22 protein-coding genes and 2 pseudogenes are annotated in these 20,689 nt (G+C 56.3%); 14 read left to right on the forward strand and 10 right to left on the reverse strand.

Annotation, left to right across the window (positions count from 1 at the left end):
• Positions 1–3: 3 nt before the first annotated feature.
• Genes AB4O25_RS09035 through AB4O25_RS09045 form a run of 3 tightly spaced genes read right to left on the reverse strand, consistent with a single transcriptional unit; the run spans position 4 to position 3,547 of the window.
• Positions 4–1,017: an ABC transporter permease gene (locus tag AB4O25_RS09035; RefSeq protein WP_460150773.1), complete on the reverse strand. Its 1,014-nt coding sequence runs from the start codon at positions 1,015–1,017 to the stop codon at positions 4–6.
• A complete protein-coding gene (locus AB4O25_RS09040; protein ID WP_017528199.1) occupies positions 977–2,530 on the reverse strand; it encodes a sugar ABC transporter ATP-binding protein in 1,554 nt (517 codons plus the stop codon). The genes AB4O25_RS09035 and AB4O25_RS09040 overlap by 41 nt, the downstream gene beginning before the upstream one ends.
• A 57-nt stretch (positions 2,531–2,587) precedes the next feature.
• Positions 2,588–3,547: a sugar ABC transporter substrate-binding protein gene (locus AB4O25_RS09045; RefSeq protein ID WP_017528198.1), complete on the reverse strand. Its 960-nt coding sequence runs from the start codon at positions 3,545–3,547 to the stop codon at positions 2,588–2,590.
• Between the two features lie 550 nt (positions 3,548–4,097).
• Between AB4O25_RS09045 and AB4O25_RS09050 the strand changes: the two genes are divergently transcribed.
• The 3 genes from AB4O25_RS09050 to AB4O25_RS09060 all read left to right on the forward strand — a co-directional run bounded on the left by AB4O25_RS09050 (position 4,098) and on the right by AB4O25_RS09060 (position 6,321).
• Positions 4,098–5,186 carry an asparaginase gene (locus AB4O25_RS09050; RefSeq protein ID WP_017528197.1) on the forward strand — a complete coding sequence of 363 codons (1,089 nt, stop codon included), beginning with the start codon at positions 4,098–4,100 and terminating at the stop codon, positions 5,184–5,186.
• A gap of 189 nt (positions 5,187–5,375) precedes the next feature.
• The gene (locus AB4O25_RS09055; protein ID WP_017531144.1) at positions 5,376–5,627 is read left to right on the forward strand and encodes a DUF1654 domain-containing protein; all 252 of its coding nucleotides are present in this window, start codon (positions 5,376–5,378) and stop codon (positions 5,625–5,627) included.
• 4 nt (positions 5,628–5,631) lie between these two features.
• Positions 5,632–6,321 (forward strand): endonuclease, encoded by a 690-nt coding sequence (locus AB4O25_RS09060; protein WP_017531145.1) that lies wholly within the window; start codon positions 5,632–5,634, stop codon positions 6,319–6,321.
• Positions 6,322–6,352: 31 nt separating this feature from the next.
• Here the strand turns inward: AB4O25_RS09060 and AB4O25_RS09065 are convergent, their stop codons facing one another.
• Positions 6,353–6,718: an SPOR domain-containing protein gene (locus AB4O25_RS09065; RefSeq protein ID WP_017531146.1), complete on the reverse strand. Its 366-nt coding sequence runs from the start codon at positions 6,716–6,718 to the stop codon at positions 6,353–6,355.
• A gap of 263 nt (positions 6,719–6,981) precedes the next feature.
• On the opposite strand from AB4O25_RS09065, the gene csrA reads away from it, so the two are divergent.
• The gene (gene csrA / locus AB4O25_RS09070; RefSeq protein ID WP_003192511.1) at positions 6,982–7,176 is read left to right on the forward strand and encodes a carbon storage regulator CsrA; all 195 of its coding nucleotides are present in this window, start codon (positions 6,982–6,984) and stop codon (positions 7,174–7,176) included.
• 211 nt (positions 7,177–7,387) lie between these two features.
• Positions 7,388–7,642 (forward strand): hypothetical protein, encoded by a 255-nt coding sequence (locus AB4O25_RS09075; RefSeq protein ID WP_065877643.1) that lies wholly within the window; start codon positions 7,388–7,390, stop codon positions 7,640–7,642.
• A gap of 20 nt (positions 7,643–7,662) precedes the next feature.
• Here AB4O25_RS09075 and AB4O25_RS09080 read toward each other — a convergent pair whose 3' ends face one another.
• Complete coding sequence (locus AB4O25_RS09080; RefSeq protein WP_460150774.1) at positions 7,663–8,340, reverse strand: HAD-IA family hydrolase; 678 nt, start codon at positions 8,338–8,340, stop codon at positions 7,663–7,665.
• 205 nt (positions 8,341–8,545) lie between these two features.
• Here AB4O25_RS09080 and AB4O25_RS09085 point away from each other — a divergent pair, with 205 nt between their 5' ends.
• Genes AB4O25_RS09085 through AB4O25_RS09095 form a run of 3 tightly spaced genes read left to right on the forward strand, consistent with a single transcriptional unit; the run spans position 8,546 to position 10,950 of the window.
• Positions 8,546–8,797, forward strand: a complete 252-nt coding sequence (locus tag AB4O25_RS09085) for a DUF2790 domain-containing protein (protein ID WP_017531149.1) — start codon at positions 8,546–8,548, stop codon at positions 8,795–8,797.
• Between the two features lie 42 nt (positions 8,798–8,839).
• A complete protein-coding gene (locus AB4O25_RS09090; RefSeq protein WP_065877645.1) occupies positions 8,840–9,511 on the forward strand; it encodes a heavy metal response regulator transcription factor in 672 nt (223 codons plus the stop codon).
• Complete coding sequence (locus AB4O25_RS09095) at positions 9,508–10,950, forward strand: heavy metal sensor histidine kinase (protein ID WP_065877646.1); 1,443 nt, start codon at positions 9,508–9,510, stop codon at positions 10,948–10,950. The genes AB4O25_RS09090 and AB4O25_RS09095 overlap by 4 nt, the downstream gene beginning before the upstream one ends.
• Here the strand turns inward: AB4O25_RS09095 and AB4O25_RS09100 are convergent.
• The 4 genes from AB4O25_RS09100 to AB4O25_RS09115 all read right to left on the reverse strand — a co-directional run bounded on the left by AB4O25_RS09100 (position 10,920) and on the right by AB4O25_RS09115 (position 13,715).
• The gene (locus AB4O25_RS09100; RefSeq protein ID WP_017531152.1) at positions 10,920–11,366 is read right to left on the reverse strand and encodes an anti-virulence regulator CigR family protein; all 447 of its coding nucleotides are present in this window, start codon (positions 11,364–11,366) and stop codon (positions 10,920–10,922) included. The two genes, AB4O25_RS09095 and AB4O25_RS09100, sit on opposite strands and share 31 nt — an antisense overlap.
• Before the next feature lie 63 nt (positions 11,367–11,429).
• Complete coding sequence (gene pcp / locus AB4O25_RS09105; protein WP_017531153.1) at positions 11,430–12,044, reverse strand: pyroglutamyl-peptidase I; 615 nt, start codon at positions 12,042–12,044, stop codon at positions 11,430–11,432.
• Positions 12,045–12,051: 7 nt separating this feature from the next.
• Positions 12,052–13,002, reverse strand: a complete 951-nt coding sequence (locus AB4O25_RS09110; RefSeq protein WP_460150775.1) for a DUF979 domain-containing protein — start codon at positions 13,000–13,002, stop codon at positions 12,052–12,054.
• The gene (locus tag AB4O25_RS09115) at positions 12,999–13,715 is read right to left on the reverse strand and encodes a DUF969 domain-containing protein (protein ID WP_017531155.1); all 717 of its coding nucleotides are present in this window, start codon (positions 13,713–13,715) and stop codon (positions 12,999–13,001) included. The genes AB4O25_RS09110 and AB4O25_RS09115 overlap by 4 nt, the downstream gene beginning before the upstream one ends.
• A gap of 344 nt (positions 13,716–14,059) precedes the next feature.
• Here AB4O25_RS09115 and AB4O25_RS09120 point away from each other — a divergent pair, with 344 nt between their 5' ends.
• On the forward strand, positions 14,060–14,680 hold the full coding sequence (locus AB4O25_RS09120; RefSeq protein ID WP_017531156.1) for a CatB-related O-acetyltransferase: 621 nt from the start codon (positions 14,060–14,062) through the stop codon (positions 14,678–14,680).
• A 305-nt stretch (positions 14,681–14,985) separates the two neighbouring features.
• Positions 14,986–15,411 (forward strand): annotated as a pseudogene (locus tag AB4O25_RS09125) (tyrosine-type recombinase/integrase); the annotation flags it as partial.
• Between the two features lie 9 nt (positions 15,412–15,420).
• Here AB4O25_RS09125 and AB4O25_RS09130 read toward each other — a convergent pair.
• Positions 15,421–16,582 (reverse strand): IS3 family transposase gene (locus tag AB4O25_RS09130; protein ID WP_460150776.1). Its coding sequence is split into 2 segments (ribosomal slippage): positions 15,421–16,324 and positions 16,323–16,582, totalling 1,164 coding nucleotides; the frame shifts between segments, so codons are not numbered across the junction.
• A 63-nt stretch (positions 16,583–16,645) separates the two neighbouring features.
• Between AB4O25_RS09130 and AB4O25_RS09135 the strand changes: the two are divergent.
• The 4 genes and pseudogenes from AB4O25_RS09135 to AB4O25_RS09150 all read left to right on the forward strand — a co-directional run.
• Positions 16,646–17,180: pseudogene (locus AB4O25_RS09135) on the forward strand (tyrosine-type recombinase/integrase); the annotation flags it as partial.
• Positions 17,181–17,897: 717 nt separating this feature from the next.
• Complete coding sequence (locus AB4O25_RS09140) at positions 17,898–18,308, forward strand: hypothetical protein (RefSeq protein ID WP_460150777.1); 411 nt, start codon at positions 17,898–17,900, stop codon at positions 18,306–18,308.
• A 14-nt stretch (positions 18,309–18,322) separates the two neighbouring features.
• Positions 18,323–18,598 (forward strand): hypothetical protein, encoded by a 276-nt coding sequence (locus AB4O25_RS09145; protein WP_460150778.1) that lies wholly within the window; start codon positions 18,323–18,325, stop codon positions 18,596–18,598.
• Positions 18,585–20,048: a DEAD/DEAH box helicase family protein gene (locus tag AB4O25_RS09150; protein ID WP_460150779.1), complete on the forward strand. Its 1,464-nt coding sequence runs from the start codon at positions 18,585–18,587 to the stop codon at positions 20,046–20,048. The genes AB4O25_RS09145 and AB4O25_RS09150 overlap by 14 nt, the downstream gene beginning before the upstream one ends.
• Positions 20,049–20,689 lie beyond the last annotated feature (641 nt).

Raw genomic sequence — 20,689 nt, forward strand, 5'->3', positions numbered from 1 at the left:
GGTTCAGCCCCGCCGACTGGCGCGTCGGCTGCGGTACGTGTCGAGGACCACCGCAATCACGATCACCGCACCGGTGATGATGCGCTTGGTAGGTTCTGTAGCACCGATCTGCGCCAAGCCAGCGGCCAATACAGAAATAATCAACACCCCAAAGAACGTGCTGATCACCGAACCGCGTCCGCCCATCAGGCTGGTGCCGCCGATCACCACCGCCGCAATCACTTGCAGCTCCAGGCCGGAACCGGCATTCGGGTCCGCCGCTTCCAGGCGCGATATCTGGAACAACGCTGCCACGCCGGCCAACAGGCCCATCAGGCTGAACACCAGGATCTTGTATGGCTTGGGGTTGATCCCCGCCAGGCGCACGGCTTCCTCGTTGGTGCCGATGCCGATCAGGTAACGACCAAACACCGTGCGGGTGAGTACCAACTGGGCGACGATGATCACCAGCAAGGCGATGATGAACGATGGCGAAATACCGAAGGCAATCGGGTTGGACAGCCAGGCAAACGAATCACCGATATACGCCGTGCGCGAACCGGTCATCTGGTACGCCACGCCCCGCGCCATTTCCAGCACGCCCAGGGATACGATAAACGACGGAATTCGCCAGGCCACGGTGATCGACCCAGTGATGGTGCCGGCCAACGCGGCGCAGCCCATGCCAAGCACAGCAGCCGGCAACACGCTCCAACCCCAGCCAAGAATCGCCACGCTGACCGCCGACGCCGCCAGCGCCAGCACCGAGCCCACCGACAGGTCAATCCCGCCGATAATCAGAATAAAGGTCATGCCCACCGCCAGTACCATCAGATCCGGGATCTGGTTGGCCAGGGTGCTGAAGGTGTCATAGGACAGGAAGTGATCGCTGAGCACCGAAAACAGCGCGATCATCGCGAGTAAAGCGCCCGCCAACCCCAGGTAAGTACCCAGGCCGTAGAAGTTGCCGCCGGTTTTGCCGGGGATGTTGTGGTTTTCATGGGGTATTCCTAGGCGCGGCTTCGTTGAGCAGCGCATCACGTTTCTGATAGCCGGCAAACGCGGCGGCGAGCAATTCGTCCTGGGTCCAGCTGTCGCGCTCGAAGGTTTCGATCAGGCGCCCGGCGGACAGCACGCCGATGCGATCACAGATCAGCATGAGCTCACGCAGGTCACTGGACACCACCACCAGCGCTTTGCCCTGGCGGGTCAGCTCGCCGAGCAAGGCATAAATGTCGAACTTGGCCCCGACGTCGATGCCGCGAGTGGGCTCGTCGAACAGCATCACCGAGCAGTCACGCTCCAGCCAGCGGCCGATCACGACTTTCTGCTGGTTGCCGCCCGACAGTTCCGACACCAATTGCGCCGGGCTGGAGCTGCGGATGCGCATGGCGTCGATCTGACGCTTGGCCAGGGCCGTTTCATCGCGACTGTTCACCACGCCGCCGCCGGAAATTTCCGGCATATTGCCCAGGGCGATATTGGCGCTGATGGATTGGGTGAGCAGCAGGCCTTCACCTTTACGGTCCTCGGTGATCAAGGCGATGCCATGCCCTACTGCATCCACCGGCGAGCGAATGCTCACCACCTCGGCCGCAGGCCCCAGGGCCACGGTGCCGCTGTCCGCCAGGTCGGCACCGAAGATCAGGCGCAGTAACTCCGTACGGCCCGCGCCAATCAGGCCGGAGATGCCATAGATCTCACCGGCACGCACTTCAAAGGACACGTCTTGGACTTTATCCGAGCGGCTCAAGCCTTTGACCGTCAGGGCCGGGCCGCCAATCGTGCGGGGGCCCAGGTCGATGTGCTCACCCAGCTCGCGACCGACCATCAAGGTCACCAGTTGCTCGCTGTTGTAGTTGGCCATCGGCTCAACGCAGACCAGCTTGCCGTCACGCAGTACCGCAATGCGCTGGGCGACACGGGCCAGCTCTTCGAGCCGGTGCGAAATATAAATGATCGCCACGCCCCGGGCCTGCAGACGGGTGATTTGCTCAAATAGCATTTCGACTTCACGGGCAGTAAGCATCGCCGTGGGTTCGTCGAGGATCAGCACATGGCAGTCGCCGATCAGGTTGCGGGCAATCTCGACCATCTGCTGGTGGCCGATGCCCAGGCTGCCGACCAGAGTGTCCGGGTCGATGGCATCCAGGCCGACCTGGGCCATGGCCTCGATCGCGGCCTTGCGCAGTTGCTTACGGCTGATCCAGCCACAGTGGCTGGGCAAGTTATCCAGGAACAGGTTTTCGGCAACGGTCAGGGTCGGTAACAGGTTGAGTTCCTGCATGACCATACGCACGCCTAGCGCTTCGGCCTGGGTACGGCTAGCCGGATGATAGTCCTGGCCATTGAACTGCATGTGCCCGGTAGTCGGCGTGACCAGCCCGCCGATGATCTTCGACAAGGTGCTTTTGCCTGCGCCGTTCTCACCGGTCAGCGCCAGCACTTCCCCGCGGTTAAGCGTGAGGGTGATGTCAGAGAGAACCGGCTGGGCATAGGTTTTACCGATACCGCTGACCGAGAGGACAGCGTTCGGGGCGGAAGATGACATAGGAAAATCTCCAGGCGTCCGCTCAGGGCGAGCGGACGCTGTTGGGTGCTGCCAGGATTACTGCTTGATGACGAGTTCGACCGGGGTTTCGATCACGCCGTCGTTGGCATCGACTTTCTCACCCTTGACCAACTTAAGCGCGTTCTGGATACCGAATACGGCTTGTTGCGCAGCCGCCTGGTCGGCGGTGGCCAGCACGCGGCCGTCCTGCAGCATTGGCTTGATGGCTTCGATGTTGTCGTAGCCCACCACCAGCACTTTGCCCGCCTTGCCCGCCGCACGCACGGCGGAGACAGCGCCCAGCGCCATGTTGTCGTTACCCGCCAACAAGGCCTTGAGGTCCGGGTATTCGCTGAGCATGGCCGAGGCAACTTTCTGGCCCTGGTCGATTTCCCAGTTACCGGACTGGGTAGAGACGATCTTCATGCCGGCCGCGTCCATCGCATCCTTGTAGCCTGCGGTGCGCTGCTGGGCGTTGGTGGTGGTCGGAACCCCTTCGATGATGCCGACCTTGTCACCTGCCGCCAGTTGCTTGGCCAGATAATCGCCCACCAGCTTGGAGCCTTTTCGGTTGTCCGGACCGACAAAAGGGATCTCGAGTTTTTTGCTTTTCAGTACGTCCGGGTCCAGGCGGTTGTCGATGTTAACCACCTTGATACCCGCATCGGAGGCTTTCTTCAGCACCGTGACCAGCGCCTTGGAGTCGGCAGGCGCGATGACGATGGCGTTGACCTTGGCGAGGATCATCTGGTTGACGATGTCGATCTGCGCGCTGGTATCGGTCTCGTTCTTGATGCCGTTGGTGATCATGTCGAAATCGGCGGCGTGCTCTTTCTGGTACGCCTTGGCACCGTCCTGCATGGTCACGAAAAATTCGTTGGCGAGGGATTTCATCACCAGGCCGACCTTGGGCTTGGCGGCGGTGTCATCGGCGAATGCCGAGGAAAGAGGTAAAGCGGCGGATGCGGCAGCAAGCACAGCGACAGCAAGAAGACGTGCAGCGAATGGCAGCTTCATGGGTTCACTCCGATCTTATGATTATTGTGAGCAACGCTTGCACCGAAAGACGCTTCGGCAGCCCCCCACCCGGGAGGCTGGTACGAGTGATCACAGGGCTCAGGGAGCATCCAGCGAAACATCTCGCAAACGTTTGCGTTATTCAAACTATGCGAACCTTGTCGAGATTTGTCAACGGTAGAACACAGCCTTTCATGCAAGGCCTCTGGCGCCTGCCTTGGCGCCCCGTGCTGGCCCCCCTTAAACAGCCAGCGCTCGCCATGATTTTCTGAAACGCCGTTTTTTTCGAGCCTTCCAGGATTTTTTTGTCATATTTTTCGGACAACCGAACGCGACACTTCAGGTTGTTCGGAAAGCCGGACGACGGTTCGGCCAGAAGCCTGTTGAAAACACTGAAAATCCTTACATATCAAATAGTTAATTTATATTCATAAATACCATCAGCCTGGTACAGATCCTGCTCCTAACAGGCGCCTCGTGGCATTCAGCACCGCCCGGGTGTTCTAGATGAACCGGCTACAGCACTCATCAAAAACCAGAGAGAAAAATAATGAAATCTGCATTGAAGAACTTTGTCCCGGGCGCATTAGCCCTTCTGCTGCTGTTCCCCGTTGCCGCCCAGGCAAAGGAAGTTGAAGCCAAGACCAAACTGTCCAACGTAGTGATCCTCGCTACCGGCGGCACCATTGCCGGCGCTGGCGCCAGTGCGGCCAATAGCGCCACCTACCAGGCGGCCAAAGTCGGTATCGAGCAGTTGATCGCCGGTGTGCCTGAACTGAGCCAGATCGCCAACGTGCGCGGCGAACAAGTGATGCAAATTGCATCCGAAAGCATCAACAACGAAAACCTGCTGCAACTGGGTCGCCGCGTCGCCGAACTGGCCGACAGCAAAGACGTTGATGGCATCGTGATCACCCACGGTACCGACACCCTGGAAGAGACCGCCTACTTCCTGAACCTGGTGGAAAAAACCGACAAGCCTATCGTGGTGGTCGGCTCCATGCGCCCGGGCACCGCCATGTCGGCCGACGGCATGCTCAACCTGTACAACGCCGTGGCCGTAGCCGGCAGCAAGGACGCGCGCGGTAAAGGCGTGCTGGTGACCATGAACGACGAGATCCAATCGGGTCGCGACGTCAGCAAGATGATCAACATCAAGACCGAAGCGTTCAAAAGCCCATGGGGCCCATTGGGCATGGTAGTTGAAGGCAAATCCTACTGGTTCCGCCTGCCGGCCAAGCGTCACACCATGGATTCGGAATTCGACATCAAGAACATCAAGAGCCTGCCCGATGTCGAAATCGCCTACGGCTACGGCAACGTGAGCGACACCGCCTACAAGGCCCTGGCCCAGGCTGGCGCCAAAGCCATCATCCACGCCGGTACCGGTAATGGTTCGGTGTCGTCCAAAGTCGTCCCTGCCCTGGTGGAACTGCGCAAGCAAGGCGTGCAGATCATTCGCTCTTCCCACGTAAATGCCGGCGGCATGGTGCTGCGCAATGCCGAACAGCCAGACGACAAATACGACTGGGTTGCAGCCCTTGACCTGAACCCGCAGAAAGCGCGGATTCTGGCAATGGTCGCCCTGACCAAGACCCAGGACAGCAAAGAGCTGCAACGGATGTTCTGGGAGTATTGATTCGCGCTGACACCTCTGTAGAGGCGGGCATGCCCGCCTCTACCTTCCTCGCTTCCCGCCCTATCCCACTCTGCGTCCTACGCCAAGCCTCCCAATTCGCTGTCAGACGAACTTCTTGAGTTTTAAGTAGTTGCGAAATCGCCCGCAGTTAAATACTGTATGTGCGTACAGCTTATTAAGGAATACCCCGTGGCAAAGTCCTCTTCCGCAGCGCCTACCCCGCCTGATGCCTATGAGCGCCTGGCTATTCGTGTGCAAAAGATCATCAACTCCACCAACGCCCAAAAAGCCAAGGCCGCGTTGATTTTCCGTCTACCGGACGAGCCCGAGGATGAGTGGCAGCGTTTGCTGGAGGAAATTGCAGAGAACGACAACGTTACCCTCGCTTATCGCGACGATGGCGGCGTGCAGATTTTCTGGGTTGTGCCGAAGGAAGATTGATTCGATGAGTGCCCGTTTTATTGCTCTGTGCTGCCTGTTTTTTGCCATTACCGCCCACGCGCAGGCGCCCCGAACCTTCAGCGAAGCCAAGAAAGTCGCCTGGAAGCTCTATTCGCCGCAGTCCACCGAGTTCTATTGCGGCTGCAAATACACCGGCAACCGCGTGGACCTGAAGGCCTGCGGTTATATCCCCCGCAAGAACGCCAGCCGCGCCGCGCGCATCGAGTGGGAGCATATTGTTCCGGCCTGGCAAATCGGGCACCAGCGCCAATGCTGGCAGAACGGTGGGCGCAAGAACTGCACGCGCAATGACAATGTGTTCAAGCGCGCCGAAGCCGACTTGCACAACCTGGTGCCGAGCATCGGCGAGGTCAACGGTGACCGTAACAATTTTAGTTTTGGCTGGCTGCCGGTGCAAAGCGGGCAGTACGGCTCCTGTCTGACCCAGGTGGACTTCAAGGCCAAGAAGGTCATGCCGCGCCCGTCCATTCGCGGGATGATTGCGCGCACGTATTTCTACATGAGCAAACAGTATGGCTTGCGCCTGTCGAAACAGGATCGCCAGCTGTATGAGGCCTGGAACAAGACCTACCCGGTACAAGCCTGGGAGCGCCAGCGTAATCAGACCGTGGCGTGTGTGATGGGGCGCGGCAATGAATTTGTCGGCCCGGTGAACCTTAAAGCCTGCGGTTGAACATGGGCGGCGCCGCCGCCCAATCGGCCTGTTACTGCGCGGCCTTGTGCTCGATAATTTCGGAGACGGTGTCGTTTTTCTTGGCGCGGGCCATTTTTTCGTTCAACAGCGTCTGCTTGGCCTCGGCCTCGGCCCTGGTGGCGAATGGGCCCAGCAAAACCTCATCCTTGCCGTCGACCTTCACGATATAGAAGTTGAAACCGTGTTCGAGCAACCAGGCGGTCAGGTCGGTGATTGCCTGCAACTTATGATCAGGCGGCCCTACCCGCAGGTCCCATTCCTGGGCGGCAATTGCGCCGGTTTGTGGCTGGCTTTCGGTCGCGGCGGGCTTGGCCTTGGGGGCATCGACAGGCTTGCCCTCACCGCATCCGGCCAATGCCAACACCGCCATTGCCATCGCTACTTTACGCACTACCCTGCTCCTTCAACGGATAAAGAGGCGACTTTATCATTCACTGTCTATTCTGGCCGTCATAAACGTTGGCTTAAACAATGCGAATGATGTATCCCAGACCTGTATGATGCCGCCACGGGAATTAATGCCGCCTCTATGCGTCCTAAAAGAGGCAGTCACAGGGACGCGCTTAGCAGTAAGCTACATACATCCGACACCAGCCCTGTCTGAAACATGTGTCCTTAAAAGTAATCAAGGAGAAGTCCATGCTTATACTCACCCGCAAAGTCGGTGAAAGCATAAACATCGGTGATGACATTACTATCACCATCCTGGGCGTCAGCGGCCAGCAAGTACGAATCGGCATCAACGCACCCAAGGATGTTGCCGTGCATCGCGAGGAAATCTATCAGCGCATCCAGGCTGGCCTGACCGCTCCGGACAAAAACCAGACGCCTTGAAGCGCCCTCAGTAGCCAGCCCTTTCGTTCACTGTAACGGCTGGCGAAAACCCCTCCGGACTGTCCTTGTTTGTGTTGCGCGGTTCGCAGCGCCCTTTATTTCATCCGCGCCCCAAGATGAAACTGTCTTCACGCCCGGAACTTGTCGCGCGCTCTACGGCCGAATCCCCTGACTGACATCCTGCCACTCGTGCGCATTCAGGCGCGCGTCGATGAGGCCCACTGCCGTGCAGCCATTTCTCCCCAGATCCTGGGTGATCACCCTGCTGATAGGGCTGGTATTTGTCGGTTTGGAGTATGGCCTGAGGCTCGAAGTAGAAGGCACAGGCGCCGCGCGCTCGCCGCTGGACCTGGCATTGCTGCTGTGCGGCTATTTGTTCATATTCTGCCTCAAGCCCATCCAGAAGGCCGTGCAGCGTAAGCTGTGCCAGCGGCCCGGGCCAAAAAAAGCAGGCCGAGCCCGATAACGCGGCTCGGCCTTTTTGCGTCAGCCCGTCGTGTGTTGCAAACGCAGCAAGCCATCGGCGTCGCGCTGCACCTGCAACTGCCCATACCCCTCAATCGACGGATGACGCGTGACCATAGGCACAGAGTGCGTCGACGTCACGACCATCACATCCGCCCCCGCTGCCTCCCCGGCTCGAATGCCCACCGCAGCGTCTTCAAATACCAGGCAATCTTGCACCGACACCCCCAAGCGTTGCGCACCCAACACATAACAAGCGGGGTTCGGCTTGCCGATAGCCACGTCTTCGGCGGTAACCAGCGCTGCCGGCGCCGCGATCCCCGCCGCTTCGAGCCGACGTAGTGCCAGCTTCCGGGGCGCAGAGGTCACCAACGCCCACTGATCAGCGGGCAAGCGCTTTAAAAATTCGATGGCCCCGGGAATCGCCACGACGCCCCGCACATCCTTGATTTCAGCCTCGGTAATCCATTGCGCCTCAACTTCAGGATCCACGCCGGGCAGGGCCTGGCGCGTGATGGTATCGATTGCGCGGGCACCATGAATGGTCTTCAGGAACGCCGCCACATCCAACCCATGGCGTTCAGCCCAGATGCTCCACACTCGCTCGGCGGCGGCGATGGAGTTGAGCAGGGTTCCATCCATATCGAACAGGAAAGCGCGGTAACGGCGGGCAAAGACGGCTGAACCTCGGACGGACACTGCGGAGCTTCCTCGTGAGCTGAAACGAATAATCGGCCCGATGCAATCTACGGATCACCCCACGACTTGTAAACGCTGCGGGTGTGTCGCGCCGCCAATCATTACGAACTTGTCATCATCCTGTTGGCCGGCTGTTCGGGTGCACTGGTTACCGTGAGCGCACTGCCATGACCTGGCAGCCCCCCTTTTTAAACGAGAGACCGCCATGAAACTGTTAACCCTCGCCATTGCCGCGCTGTTGGCCACCGGCCCGGTATTTGCTGCTGACCAGAACACTGTTATCCACGACAAGACCGGCTTTTTCGTGCATCTGGACGTGGCCAAAGTGCTGTCGAGCAGCGACACCAACGGCCAGTGCGGCATCGTCCCCGCCCGGCTCGACTACCTCGACCACCAGGGCCGCGAACACGTGCTCGACTATCAGGTCCAGGGCACCGGCTGCGCCAGTGACAATTGATCGGGCTACACTGGCGCCACGTATTGAATCAGGGCATCTCCCATGAACATCCTCGTAGTCGAAGACGAACCCAAGGCCGGCAACTACCTGCTCAATGGCTTGCAGGAATTGGGCTACTCCGTAAGCCTCGCCCGGGATGGCGTGGACGGCTTGCACCTGGCCTTGGAAACGCCGTTCGACGTGATCGTGCTGGATGTGATGATGCCGAAAATGGACGGTTGGGAAGTGCTGCGCCGCCTGCGCAAGGAAACCGACACGCCGGTACTTTTCCTGACGGCGCGCGATGATATTGCCGACCGCATCAAAGGCCTGGAACTGGGCGCCGATGATTACCTGATCAAGCCGTTTTCCTTCGCCGAACTGGTGGCGCGCCTACGCACCCTGACCCGTCGCGGCCCGATCCGTGAAGAAGAGCAACTGCACATCGCCGATCTGCAAATCGATGTGCTCAAGCGTCGCGTCACCCGCGCCGGCACGCGCATTACCCTGACCAACAAGGAGTTCGCATTGTTGCACCTGTTCGCCACCCACCAGGACCAAGTGCTCTCACGTTCTCTGATCGCCTCCAGGGTCTGGGACATGAACTTCGACAGCGACACGAACGTGGTGGACGTCGCCGTGCGGCGCCTGCGCCTTAAAGTCGACGACCCGTTCCCGCTCAAGTTGATCCACAGCGTGCGGGGCATCGGCTACCGCTTCGATACCCAGCCATGAGCACTCGTCGGCATTATTCACTGACCCTGCGCCTGGCGCTGATTTTCGCGCTGCTCGCCTTCGCCCTGCTGGCAACACTGGGGGTGGCGTTGTATCGCGAGCTGGAGCGCGAGTTGATCCGCCGCGACGACGCCCAGTTGATCTCCCGTGTGGACCAGTTGCGCAACCTGCTCAACGACAGCAACACGCTGGATCTGATCAAGACCAAGCCGGAATTGTTCCAGAACATGTTGGGCAACCGTGAATCAGTGCTGAGCATCGCCGCGCCCGGCCAAGCGCCGCTGCTACTGGTAAACCCCGCCAATATAGACTTGCCGACAATCAAACCGGTGCCCAAGGATCACGTGCTTGCGCTAAGCGATGTGCAGCATCTGCCAGGCCTGAATGGCGTGCCCTTCTCCACTCTCGCCGCCTCCATCGACTCCGGCGACCTGGGCAGCCTGCAAGTTACCAGCGGGCGCCTGATGACCGAGCGCACCGCCATGCTCGCCAGCTACCGGCTCAGCGTTTATATCCTGGCGAGTATCGCTGCAATTATTCTCGCGCTGGCAGGCTATCTACTGGTGTATCGCGGCCTGCTGCCGTTGAGGCGCCTGGCACGACATGCCGAGAATATTGGCGTAGGCAACCTCGCAGAACGCCTCGACAGCCACGGCGCGCCGAAAGAACTGCTGCCGATGATTGACTCGTTCAATACCATGCTGGAGCGCCTGGCCAAGGGCTTTGTGCAACTGGGGCAGGTGGCCACCGACATGGCCCACGAACTGCGCACGCCAATCAACAACCTGCTGGGGGAAACCCAGGTCGCCCTGCAACAGCCGCGCAGCATCGAAAACTACCAGCAACTCCTGGCCTCCAACGTCGAGGAGCTGGAGCGCCTGGCGCGAATGCTCGACAACATGTTGTTTCTGGCGCGCACCGACCCGGCCAGCGCCCTGCGCCAACGCCAGGAACTCAGCGCAGCCGATGAAGTGCAACGCATCGCCGATTACTTTGAAGGCTTGGCGAGCGACGTAAACATCAATATTCGCGCCGAAGGGAAAGGTGTGATCTGGGCTGAACCGATGCTGCTGCGTCGGGCCCTGGCAAATTTGTGCGCCAACGCCATCAAATACGGGGCGCCGAACTCCGAACTGGTGATCCAGGCGGTTCCAAACGCTGAAGGCATTCAGTTGTGCGTCAACAACCAGGGTGAAACCATCCCCGCCGAGCATTTATCGCGGCTGTTCGAGCGGTTTTACCGGGTGGACGAATCCAGGGAACGGTCGGCCCACTCCAACGGGTTGGGCCTGTCCATTGTGGCGACCATCATGCAGTTGCATAACGGCCGCTACAGCGTCAGCAGCGACGAAGGCGTGACGCGTTTCGAGCTGTTTTTCCCTGGGCGTAAAGCACAGGAGGCATCGGCTCAATCAAAGGCGCCATTGAGCACTTCGTAGATAATGCCTGTCGCGACAGCCACCAATATCAGGTCGGTGCCCGCCTGCTGCCACTCATACCCGTCGTAACGGGGCAACTGGCCCAATAAACGGCCATCGAGTTTTTTGGCAATGCCCGGTGGCAGCGGCTTGCCGCGCGCCAGGTTCTTCTGGATACCCGGCGGTAAAGACGGCCCCGGGCTCCAGTAGTCGCGATACCCCCCCAACACATTCAGCACGCTGCCGCGATCAACACTAGGGCCGTGGCTGCTCGACCCACCTTTGCCTTTGGGCTTGTCATGGCCCTGCCCGCCTTGGCTATTGCCTTTATTGTTACCTTGCCCCTTGCCATTGCCTGGATCAGCCAGCGCCATGCCGCTCCCGGCAAACAGCACAATCGACAGCGCAACAGACACGAACTTCAACGATTTGATCATGACGATAATCCAAGGCCGGGACGTGATTGAACTGTAGTTGAAGTTGATGAGTAATGCGCCACGTCAACTCACCTGGCCGCCACCTTCGACCACATCCACCGGCGTGTTCCACGCCGCCGACACTGCGCTACGCAGCCCATCTACCAAGGTAGGCAACGCCATCGACGATTGACTGGGCACATGGATAAACCCACTGCGCACCTCTGAGCCCGTCAGCACATGTTGCAAACGGTAGAACACCTGATTGCAGACAAAGGTCCCCGCCGTCTGCGACACCGACGCCGCAATGCCCGCCTCGCGCACCGCCCTGACCATGGCCTTGATCGGCAGCGTCGAGAAATAAGCCGCCGGACCACCGGCCACAACCGCCGTGTCGACGGGCTGCTCACCCAGGTTATCGGGGATGCGCGCGTCGTTGATATTGATCGCTACCCGCTCGATGGATATCTCGCTGCGCCCGGTTGCCAGGCCTGTGGCAATCACCATTGCCGGACGCAACTCCTCGATCAGCTTCACCAGGCATTCGCCCGCGGTGGTGAACGCGCAGGGCAACCTACGCGCGACGATTGTCACCTGTTCGTCGATTTTAAAACCATCCAGCCGGCGCGCAGCCTCCCAGGACGGGTTCACCGAGTCTTGGTCAAAGGGCTCGAAGCCCGTCAGCAATACAGTTCGCATCCCGGCCTCACATCAACAGATAAAGCAGCACGATATTGACCACCAGCATCATCAACGCTGTCGGCAACTGCGCCTTGATCACCGCGTTCTTGTCCGGCAACTCCAGCAACGCCGCCGGCACGATATTGAAGTTGGCCGCCATTGGCGTCATCAGGGTACCGCAATAACCGGAAAACATGCCGATGGCGGCCATTACCGCCGGGTTACCGCCGTAGATGCCCACCAACACCGGCACCCCGACCCCGCCGGTCATCACCGGGAATGCCGCGAAGCCATTGCCCATGATCACGGTGAACAGGGCCATGCCCAACACATAGACCATCACGGCCACCAACTTGTAATCCAGGTTGATATAGGTGGTGGTGACGTGCGCAACGGCCGTGCCGACCCCGGCTTCGTTGAACAACAACCCGAGCATCGCCAGCATCTGCGGCAGCACCATGGCCCAGCCCAAGGCCTCAGTGAGGCGACGCGACTCGCGCAAGGCTTGCACCGGTGTGTCGCGGGTCAGCCAACAGGCCAGGCCGAGGGCGATCAGGCAACCGATGCCAAGCGAAACAAACGTGGTGTTTTTCGGGTCCAGCAGCGGCACGCCGCCGATCTCGGTGTGCTTGAGCACTACAGAGCCGATCACCGTGGTCAGCGGGATGGCCAAGGCCGGGATAAACAGTTTGTGCCCCAGGCGCCCGGCACTGGCGCGGGAGGCCTTGTCATGCAACTCGGCATGGCTACCGCGACCAACGCCGCCCAATCCTGCGATCAACGCCATCACCACCACGCCCACGCCGATGGCCACCGATGGCAGCCGCTCCCCGACCAGGAACGGGATCGCGAACAACAGCCAGAACAGTGCGCTGGACCAACGTTTAGGATGGGTGCGATCCATCAGGATCATGCCTGCGGTAATGAGCAGCAGCACGCCGGCAAGCCAGTACAGGTATTGAATGGAGATAATCATTGCGCAGCCTCCACGGACGTCGCGGCGGGCGTCAGCTCGCGGGTGAGCCTTCGATCAAAGCGATGCAAGCGGATCGCGTGGATAATAAACGCACAGATCGCCGTGGGAATCCCCCACACCGCGATATGCAGCGGCTCGACATCAATCCCCGAACCCAGAAGAAAGGTGTGCATCAGTGCAATCGCACCAAAGGCCACAAAGATATCTTCGCCAAAAAACAGACCGACGTTGTCCGTCGCCGCGCACATGGCCAAGACCTTGTGGCGCAGCTTGTCGGGCAGTTTGCCGTAGCGTTTTTCAGCGGCGCCTTCGGCCATCGGCGCGAGCAACGGGCGCACCATCTGCGGGTGCCCGCCCAGGCTGGTCAAGCCCATGGCGGCCGTGGATTCGCGCACAAACAGGTAGATGATCAACAGGCGCCCAACCGTGGCGCGCTCAAATCGTGCAATCCAGTTCTGCGCATGCAGGCGCAGCCCATGGCGCTCCAGCAAGCCGATGACCGCCAGGGGCAGTAACAGGATCAATTGCAGGGCACGGGTTTGAAGGAAGCCATCACCCATGGTGGCGAGGATTTTTTCCAGCGGGAAATGGGCGGCAAGCCCGGTGGCGATAGCGGCGGCGGTGACCACCAACAGCGGATTGAAGCGCAAAACAAAGCCAACCACGATCACAAGTACGCCGATCAACGGCCATAAGTTCACAACAGTTTGCATGGCGATGAAGTCCTTAAGTGCGCGCTGCGGCGCCATTACAGCAGGATGTGAACAAAGGGTTCACAGCAGGAAGTGGCGTGCAGTCGGCTCGGTTTTTTATTGTTGACCCGTAAGGGCGAGCGTCAGTGGCGGCAACTTTGCTGCCTGGAAGCGGGAGGTGTCCAACAAGAAAAATTGTTGCTGTGAACCAATAAATTTTGTCGGCGCAAGGCGTCAGCGCTAATTGAACGGTGCCGGCTTGAACAGCAGAGGCCGGGCAAGACTAATGGCACGCCGATCTTGCATCGCACGCGCGCAGTCATCAGGATGGCGCACTGTTTTCAAGATCTGCGAAAGGCCAAGGCATGAAGCTACTGCGTAAATGGCGCGAACATCAGGAACGCAAAGCGTTACGGGCAATGACTGCGCTGGAACGTTCCACCCAGAAATTGCGTAACCGTTACCCGAAGTACAGCTTCGGCCTGGGCACCTATGGTGATGTGAAAGTCCACGACTGGAATGAAGGCACCACCCTGCGCGTAGGCGCCTATACCTCTATCGCAGGCGATGTCGAAGTCTATCTGGGCGGCCACCATCGCACCGATTGGCTCAGCTGCTATCCATTCCCGGCGAAGATCAAGGCGCTTGCTCACATCACCGACTTCGGCGGCAGCAACGGCGACGTCAGCATTGGCAACGATTGCTGGATAAGCTCCCATGCCATCATTTTGTCTGGCATCACCATCGGCAATGGCGCAGTGGTCGCGGCCGGTTCAGTGGTAACAAAAAACGTCGCGCCCTACTCCATCGTCGGAGGCAACCCGGCCAAGCACATCCGCTGGCGTTTCGATGAACCGACTCGCCAAATCCTTGAACAATCCGCCTGGTGGGAGTGGCCCGAGGCGGAGGTTCGCGCAGTGGCCCATCTGCTCTGCAGCAGCGACATCGAGCCTTTCGTCGAGTACCTCAAACAGCGGGCTCGCTGATTTCACTGGGAATACACCGAGCGTCCCTCTTGAACCGGCCTCAGCACGAGGTCGGGTTGGCAAGGAGGATGCAGAGCTGGCGTTCTGAGGTGGGATTAGCAACGTTTTGCAAATCGCAGACAGCAAAAAGGGGTCACCGTTTCCGATGACCCCTCTAGACCGCCCAGCAGAGCGGATTTTGTTTGGTAGGCGCGATTGGACTCGAACCAACGACCCCCACCATGTCAAGAGCCACCATGCTAGGCGCTAGGCCACGCAGCCTATGGCCCTAAGAGAACGCCCATTCACATTATGAGGCGTCAATCATGGCTAACATTCGCTCCCTTCCCTCTGGCAATTGGAACGCTCAGGTTCGGTTGAGAGGAAGTCCCCCGCAATCCAAAACGTTCCCCACTCAAGTGTTGGCCCAGGCATGGGCTGACCAGCTAGAGGCTGTTACCAAGACGCATCAGACGCACACTCTGTACACGCTTGGCATGACCTATTGCGAAACCATGCTCAAGGGCAAGGGTAGCTATGACCACGCAATCAAGATTGTTGACCAGCTCTTTGCTGCCTTCCCTCAGTCAATCCATGACATCACCCCTCAGCTAGTCAACGACTTCAAGCTGAAGCGTTTACAAACGGTCAAGCCTGCTACCTGTCGCATACAGCTAGCGTTCATGTCTCGTTTCTTCAGGTTCGCTAAGCGTGGCCTGCTCATAGACATACATAACCCCGTAAGTGACATAGTGTAGTGGTCAACTAATCCCGGACACGACGTTAAGTTTTTCCTCGGCCCGCGCTGGGGCCAACCCATCGTTGAATTGATGAGGCCTAATCCAGTTGTAGCGATGCATCAAAAAATGGCTGATATCGCGCTGTGCTTCCTGCGCAGTTCGATAGCCCACGGTCGGTATCCATTCTGTTTTCAAGCTGCGAAATACGCGCTCCATCGGTGCGTTATCCCAGCAGTTTCCTCGTCGGCTCATGCTCTGGCGCATGCGGTATCGCCACAACCGCTGGCGAAAGAGTCGGCTTGCATATTGCGATCCCTGGTCCGAGTGGAATAGCAGATCCGAAGGCCTGCCACGCTGCTCGTAAGCCATATCCAGCGCTTTGATCACCAGCTCAGCGTCTGGCTTTTCCGACAGCGCCCAGCCCACGATCCGACGCGTACAAAGATCCAGGACGACAGCCAGGTAATGCCACTTTCCTTGCGCCCAAATGTAGGTGATATCGCCGCACCAGACTTGATTGGGCGCTGGCACGTCGAACTCGCGGTTCAATGTGTTCGGGATATCCAGTCTTTCTACTGTTGCTCGTTTGTAGGCATGGGAGCCAGGTTGTTTGCTGACTAAATCAAGCTCGCGCATCAAGCTACGCACTTTGAATCGACCGAGTTGCTCACCGTCTTCACGCATCAGCGACAAGATGCTGCGACTGCCCGCAGAGCTGCGACTTTGCGAGAACAGCTCACTGACGCGACTTCGCAATCGAAGCCGTTCAACATCGGGCGTGCGGCGCCGCAGGCGCTGGGCGTAGTAACACGAGCGCGTGACGTCAAACACCTTGCACAGCCAATCAACCGGCTCATGTGCACTCAACTGGTCAATCAGCGCGAACGCTCGTGATCTTCCGACATCAAGAGCGCGGTAGCCTTTTTAGTATTGATTTCTCTCGCTCAAGCCGAGCAATCCGGGCTTCCAGCTCCTGAATTTTTTGCTGTTCCGGAGTCAGAGCCTTGCTCTGCGGGGTGATGCCTTTATGTTCTTTCTGAATCTGGTCAACCCAGCGGCGCAATGCCGACTCACCAATGCCGAGTGAACGGCTGGCTTCGATGTAGCTGTAGTTTTGTTTGAGCACGAGGTCGGCAGCCTCGCGTTTGAATTCAGGAGTAAAGGAGCGGCGTTGTTTGGTCATCTGACACCTCGATCTGGCGAGCATTCTCGCCTAAATGGGTGTCCGGTTTCATTAGACCACTACATAGCCCTACCCAAGCCCGACAAGTCGAGCGACAAGGTAATCAGTGCTGGCGAGCTTAGACAGTTGCTCAACAAGCTCTCCCCCCACCATGGCCCTAATCGTTGAGCTGGCCTATGAGACAGCAATGAGACGCTCAGAAATACTCAAGCTCACAACCCAATGCCTTCACCTGGATGAACGTATTGCGGATGTAGTGGACGGTAAGAACGGCACTAGGTCTGTGCCCTTGACCATGCGTGCCATAGAGCTATTGAAAGAAGCACAGAGGCTGGCTATAGCAAACAAGGCACACAGAGGAAGACTGTTTATTGTGACGCCTCATGCTGTGTCACAGGCCGTTAGGCTGGCAAGGAACAAAGCACGACTCGACTGTAGCGTGAGGCTTCACCAGTTAAGGCATACGCGTATTACTAACGTAGCCAAGAAGGGATTCAACAACGCTCAGATAATGATTGTTTCAGGACATAGAGATACTAGGTCAGTGGCTAGATACTCACATTTGAATGCGAAGGATGTACTTCACCTCATTGATTAAGCCACCTGTAAGCGCACAGGAACCACGATAGGCGATCAACTGCCACCCATATAGCAATATAAGCCTGTAGCCCCCTCACAGGGGCTTACAGTGGCAACGAGTAAAGGAATGGGTGTGCATGGGGGTTACGGATAGACATTAATTTTAAGAATCCGTGTAGGGTTTTCTCTCAGATTTAAGTATATACATATAGGAAATGAAATTATTTTCGCAATCGCTGTCTCCTTTTGCTTTAAAAAACAGTATATAGGATATAGGGCCTGAAAATATTTACGTCACGCCTTGTAGACCTTTATCCCTAATAAGCAGTATAGCTTATACCAGTATAAAGATTGCTTCCTCACACTGCTTACACAGAGTCAGTAGGTTGCGGTCTTTTTTATTGCCTAAATAGCGGGCTTTCCACAACAGGAAATCAGAGAGAAATGAAAGAGAGAACGTGATGGATATAGACAAAATCATAGAAAGTAAGATCATGCACCTAAACACAGCAGATCGTAAATTAGTATGGCTGATGATCAGGAACAAGAGTGACGATGGGTTACGGTGGTGTGAAATTTCGCTTGAAGAGTTTTCCGCAGCAACTGGTAAAACACGCAGCTCATCTAGCAAGACCATCCAACACTTAGTCGAACATAAACTCATTGCGATTCGAAAGAATTGTCTTGGGTCCACAACTTACAATCAATATAAAACAATCCCACTGGAGCAAGACCAATGAAAACAATCACCATGACCGACGTTAACGAACTAGCACGCCGTACAGGTAATACTCCGATGGGGGTTTTAACTGAACTGATTGAGAACGGCTACCAGCTTATTGAGGAAGCGGTACAACCTAAAGGAAACGCACTATCCTCTTCCAAGGATGCCCTAGCCCAATGGAAAGCGTCTAAGCAACAAGTGGCGGACGATATGTATAAATCTGACCCACTCGTCCGACAGCTAATGGATGCTGACAATGCTTACCAAGCCTTCGCACCTCAAGCTAAGAAGAGCGTTCTACAGCGTGATGACCAAGGCAATGTAACAGGTACATCTAAAAGCATGCTCACTGGAGCCACACAGAGGGAGCAGGCTGAACTTATGGCCGCCATCCGTGCCACCTATAATCAAGGAGGTAACTAATGGGAAACACTTACATGAGCGACTCTGACCTAAAGGGCCTGCAAGAGCGTCGCTCCGAGCTAGGGGCAATTGATTGCAGCATTGAGCAAAAGAATAAACTCATAACAGGCATTCGCGACTACAAGCTTGTTGAGTATGGGATGACCCAGTATGGCTACTATCAGGTGCTGACAATCAAAGGGAGCAAGTCTATACCCGATGAGCTTACAGGCAGCTTCACGCACCCAAGCTACATTATCAAACTGGTAAACGACCTAATCAAAGAAGGAAAACTGATTGAGCCTAAGTGAGTCCAAGGTTATACACGTAGCAGAAGCTACACCGGGCACAGGCAAGACAGAGCAATTCATCAGAGAGCTAGACTCAGCCCCTTATAAACGATACCTATACGCTGTGCCTACCAAAGTCCTGTCGAAGGATGTAGTTAGACGTATCCAAGCTATCGGCATTAATCACATTTGCGTAATCAATAGTGACACCCACAAGCATGTCACTGACACCGTAGAATGTACGCTGCTAGAAGATGACCCTAAGATTCTTATCATCACGCATAAAACTTTGTTAGACCTTGACCCTTGCTACCTGCAAGACTGGATTGTGGTCATTGATGAAGTGCCCTCAGTCGCTAATAATCTTACCAGAGATATTGGAGACCACGCCTATACAAACTTCCTAGAAAAATTCATTGAGATTGATAGCGTCTCGACCAAAGCGTCCATCAAACAAGGAATGACAAAGGAAGCACGAGCCATCTACTCAGATGTAATAGACGACAAGGGAATGTCAACTATCACTACTTGTCTAGGGGCATTGCTCAGGGGAAAAGCAGACGTATTCATCAAGGAGTATCTAAGCAAGAAGGAGAGCAAATGGAAATGGCAAGTCAGGGTCATAGATTACTTTGACTTGAGCGGTATCTATGAGCACGCCTTTGAGACACACATCTTAGGGGCTAACGTCACTGGGACCCTCGCCTATCAGCACGCCCTCACCAAGGGGTACACCATTACAGCGTCTAAATTCACACCAGAGTACAGACGATATAAATTTGAAAGCTACATCTATCCGTTGATTGGTGGTAGTAAGGTTAGCAAGACTATGCTTCTTACGCTTCCTGATGGTGCTGTGGCTGAAGAGTGGAACGATAGGGTCTATGGTCACTCGCTATTACGCGACGCTATAGAATTCGTACAGGGTGAACCCCTCCTTGTACAAGTTCATGAATGGTGCAAGTTTCCTTTTGAGGACTATCCCAATGTGTTACGCATTCCCTTTGACGCTAGGGGATTGAATGGATACTCAGACGTACACCATACGCTGTCATTGATTCATGGCAACCCTAACCCTATTGATGATCAGAACAACTCTGAGATGTTGGCTAAGATGGCTATCTGCTCAGTGGTAGGCAAGCAAGCCCTGCGCAACGAACGCTACAGAGAGTTAATATTTCAAGCTGCTACACGCAGTAGCATCAGGACATTTACCAATGATAGACCTACGGTTCACTTTGTACCAACAGAGGAATCAGCACGACACTTGGCGTTCGACCTTAGAGGCAATCACCTAATCCTAAAAGACCTTACTCGACCAGCACCTCACACACGCTCACGAAGCAAGTTAGAAGACAACATTCTAATTGCCAAAGGGTTATCATCGGATGGGTTGTCTGCAAGGAAGATCGCTAATCTTATGGGAGTCAGCAATAGAACTGTAAGCTTATGGCTGAAGCAGACTGTGTAATTTCCCTTAAAGATACTCTAAGAGATTTTACACACTCTCGCCCACCTAAAATCAAGAGCAACGTCGGCAGAGCCGACAAAGAGCACGCATTAAAGAAGAATCAAAAGCAGAGCACCTACCAGTGTATCGCTCTTGATCTTTTCTTTATGCGTATGCCACTCCGTGGCGTGCTCTTGCTTTTGCTTCTGTCACGCAGTGACGTTAAGACAATTCACCCAGGACAATACAATGTCAGACAATGATAATATACGAATACCTGATTTAACCTCTTTCGTAATTCATAGCATCATCATACGAAGGGGTTTAGCCAAAGAAATTATTGCTAAGCGTGAGGACCACCAAGCTCTGTATTACATCTCATATAATCACGGCATCTCTCTTCAAGCGGTAGGCTATCTATCAAGGTGTACGCTAGAGGAAATAGAGAGAGCGTCAGCTATAAAAATGTGACGTACCTCCTAAGCGCCCTACTCCTCATACAATACACCCAACTAGTAGTGCTTCAGATTATGCATGACTATAGCTTCATAGCTATAACACTTAACATCATCTGCTACTTACTCATCCTGACAATAACAATCAAATACCGAGAAGAGCCATGAACCTTACAGACACAGACAAGACAGAATACATTGAGACAA

This window comes from Pseudomonas sp. S3_A03, assembly GCF_054668275.1.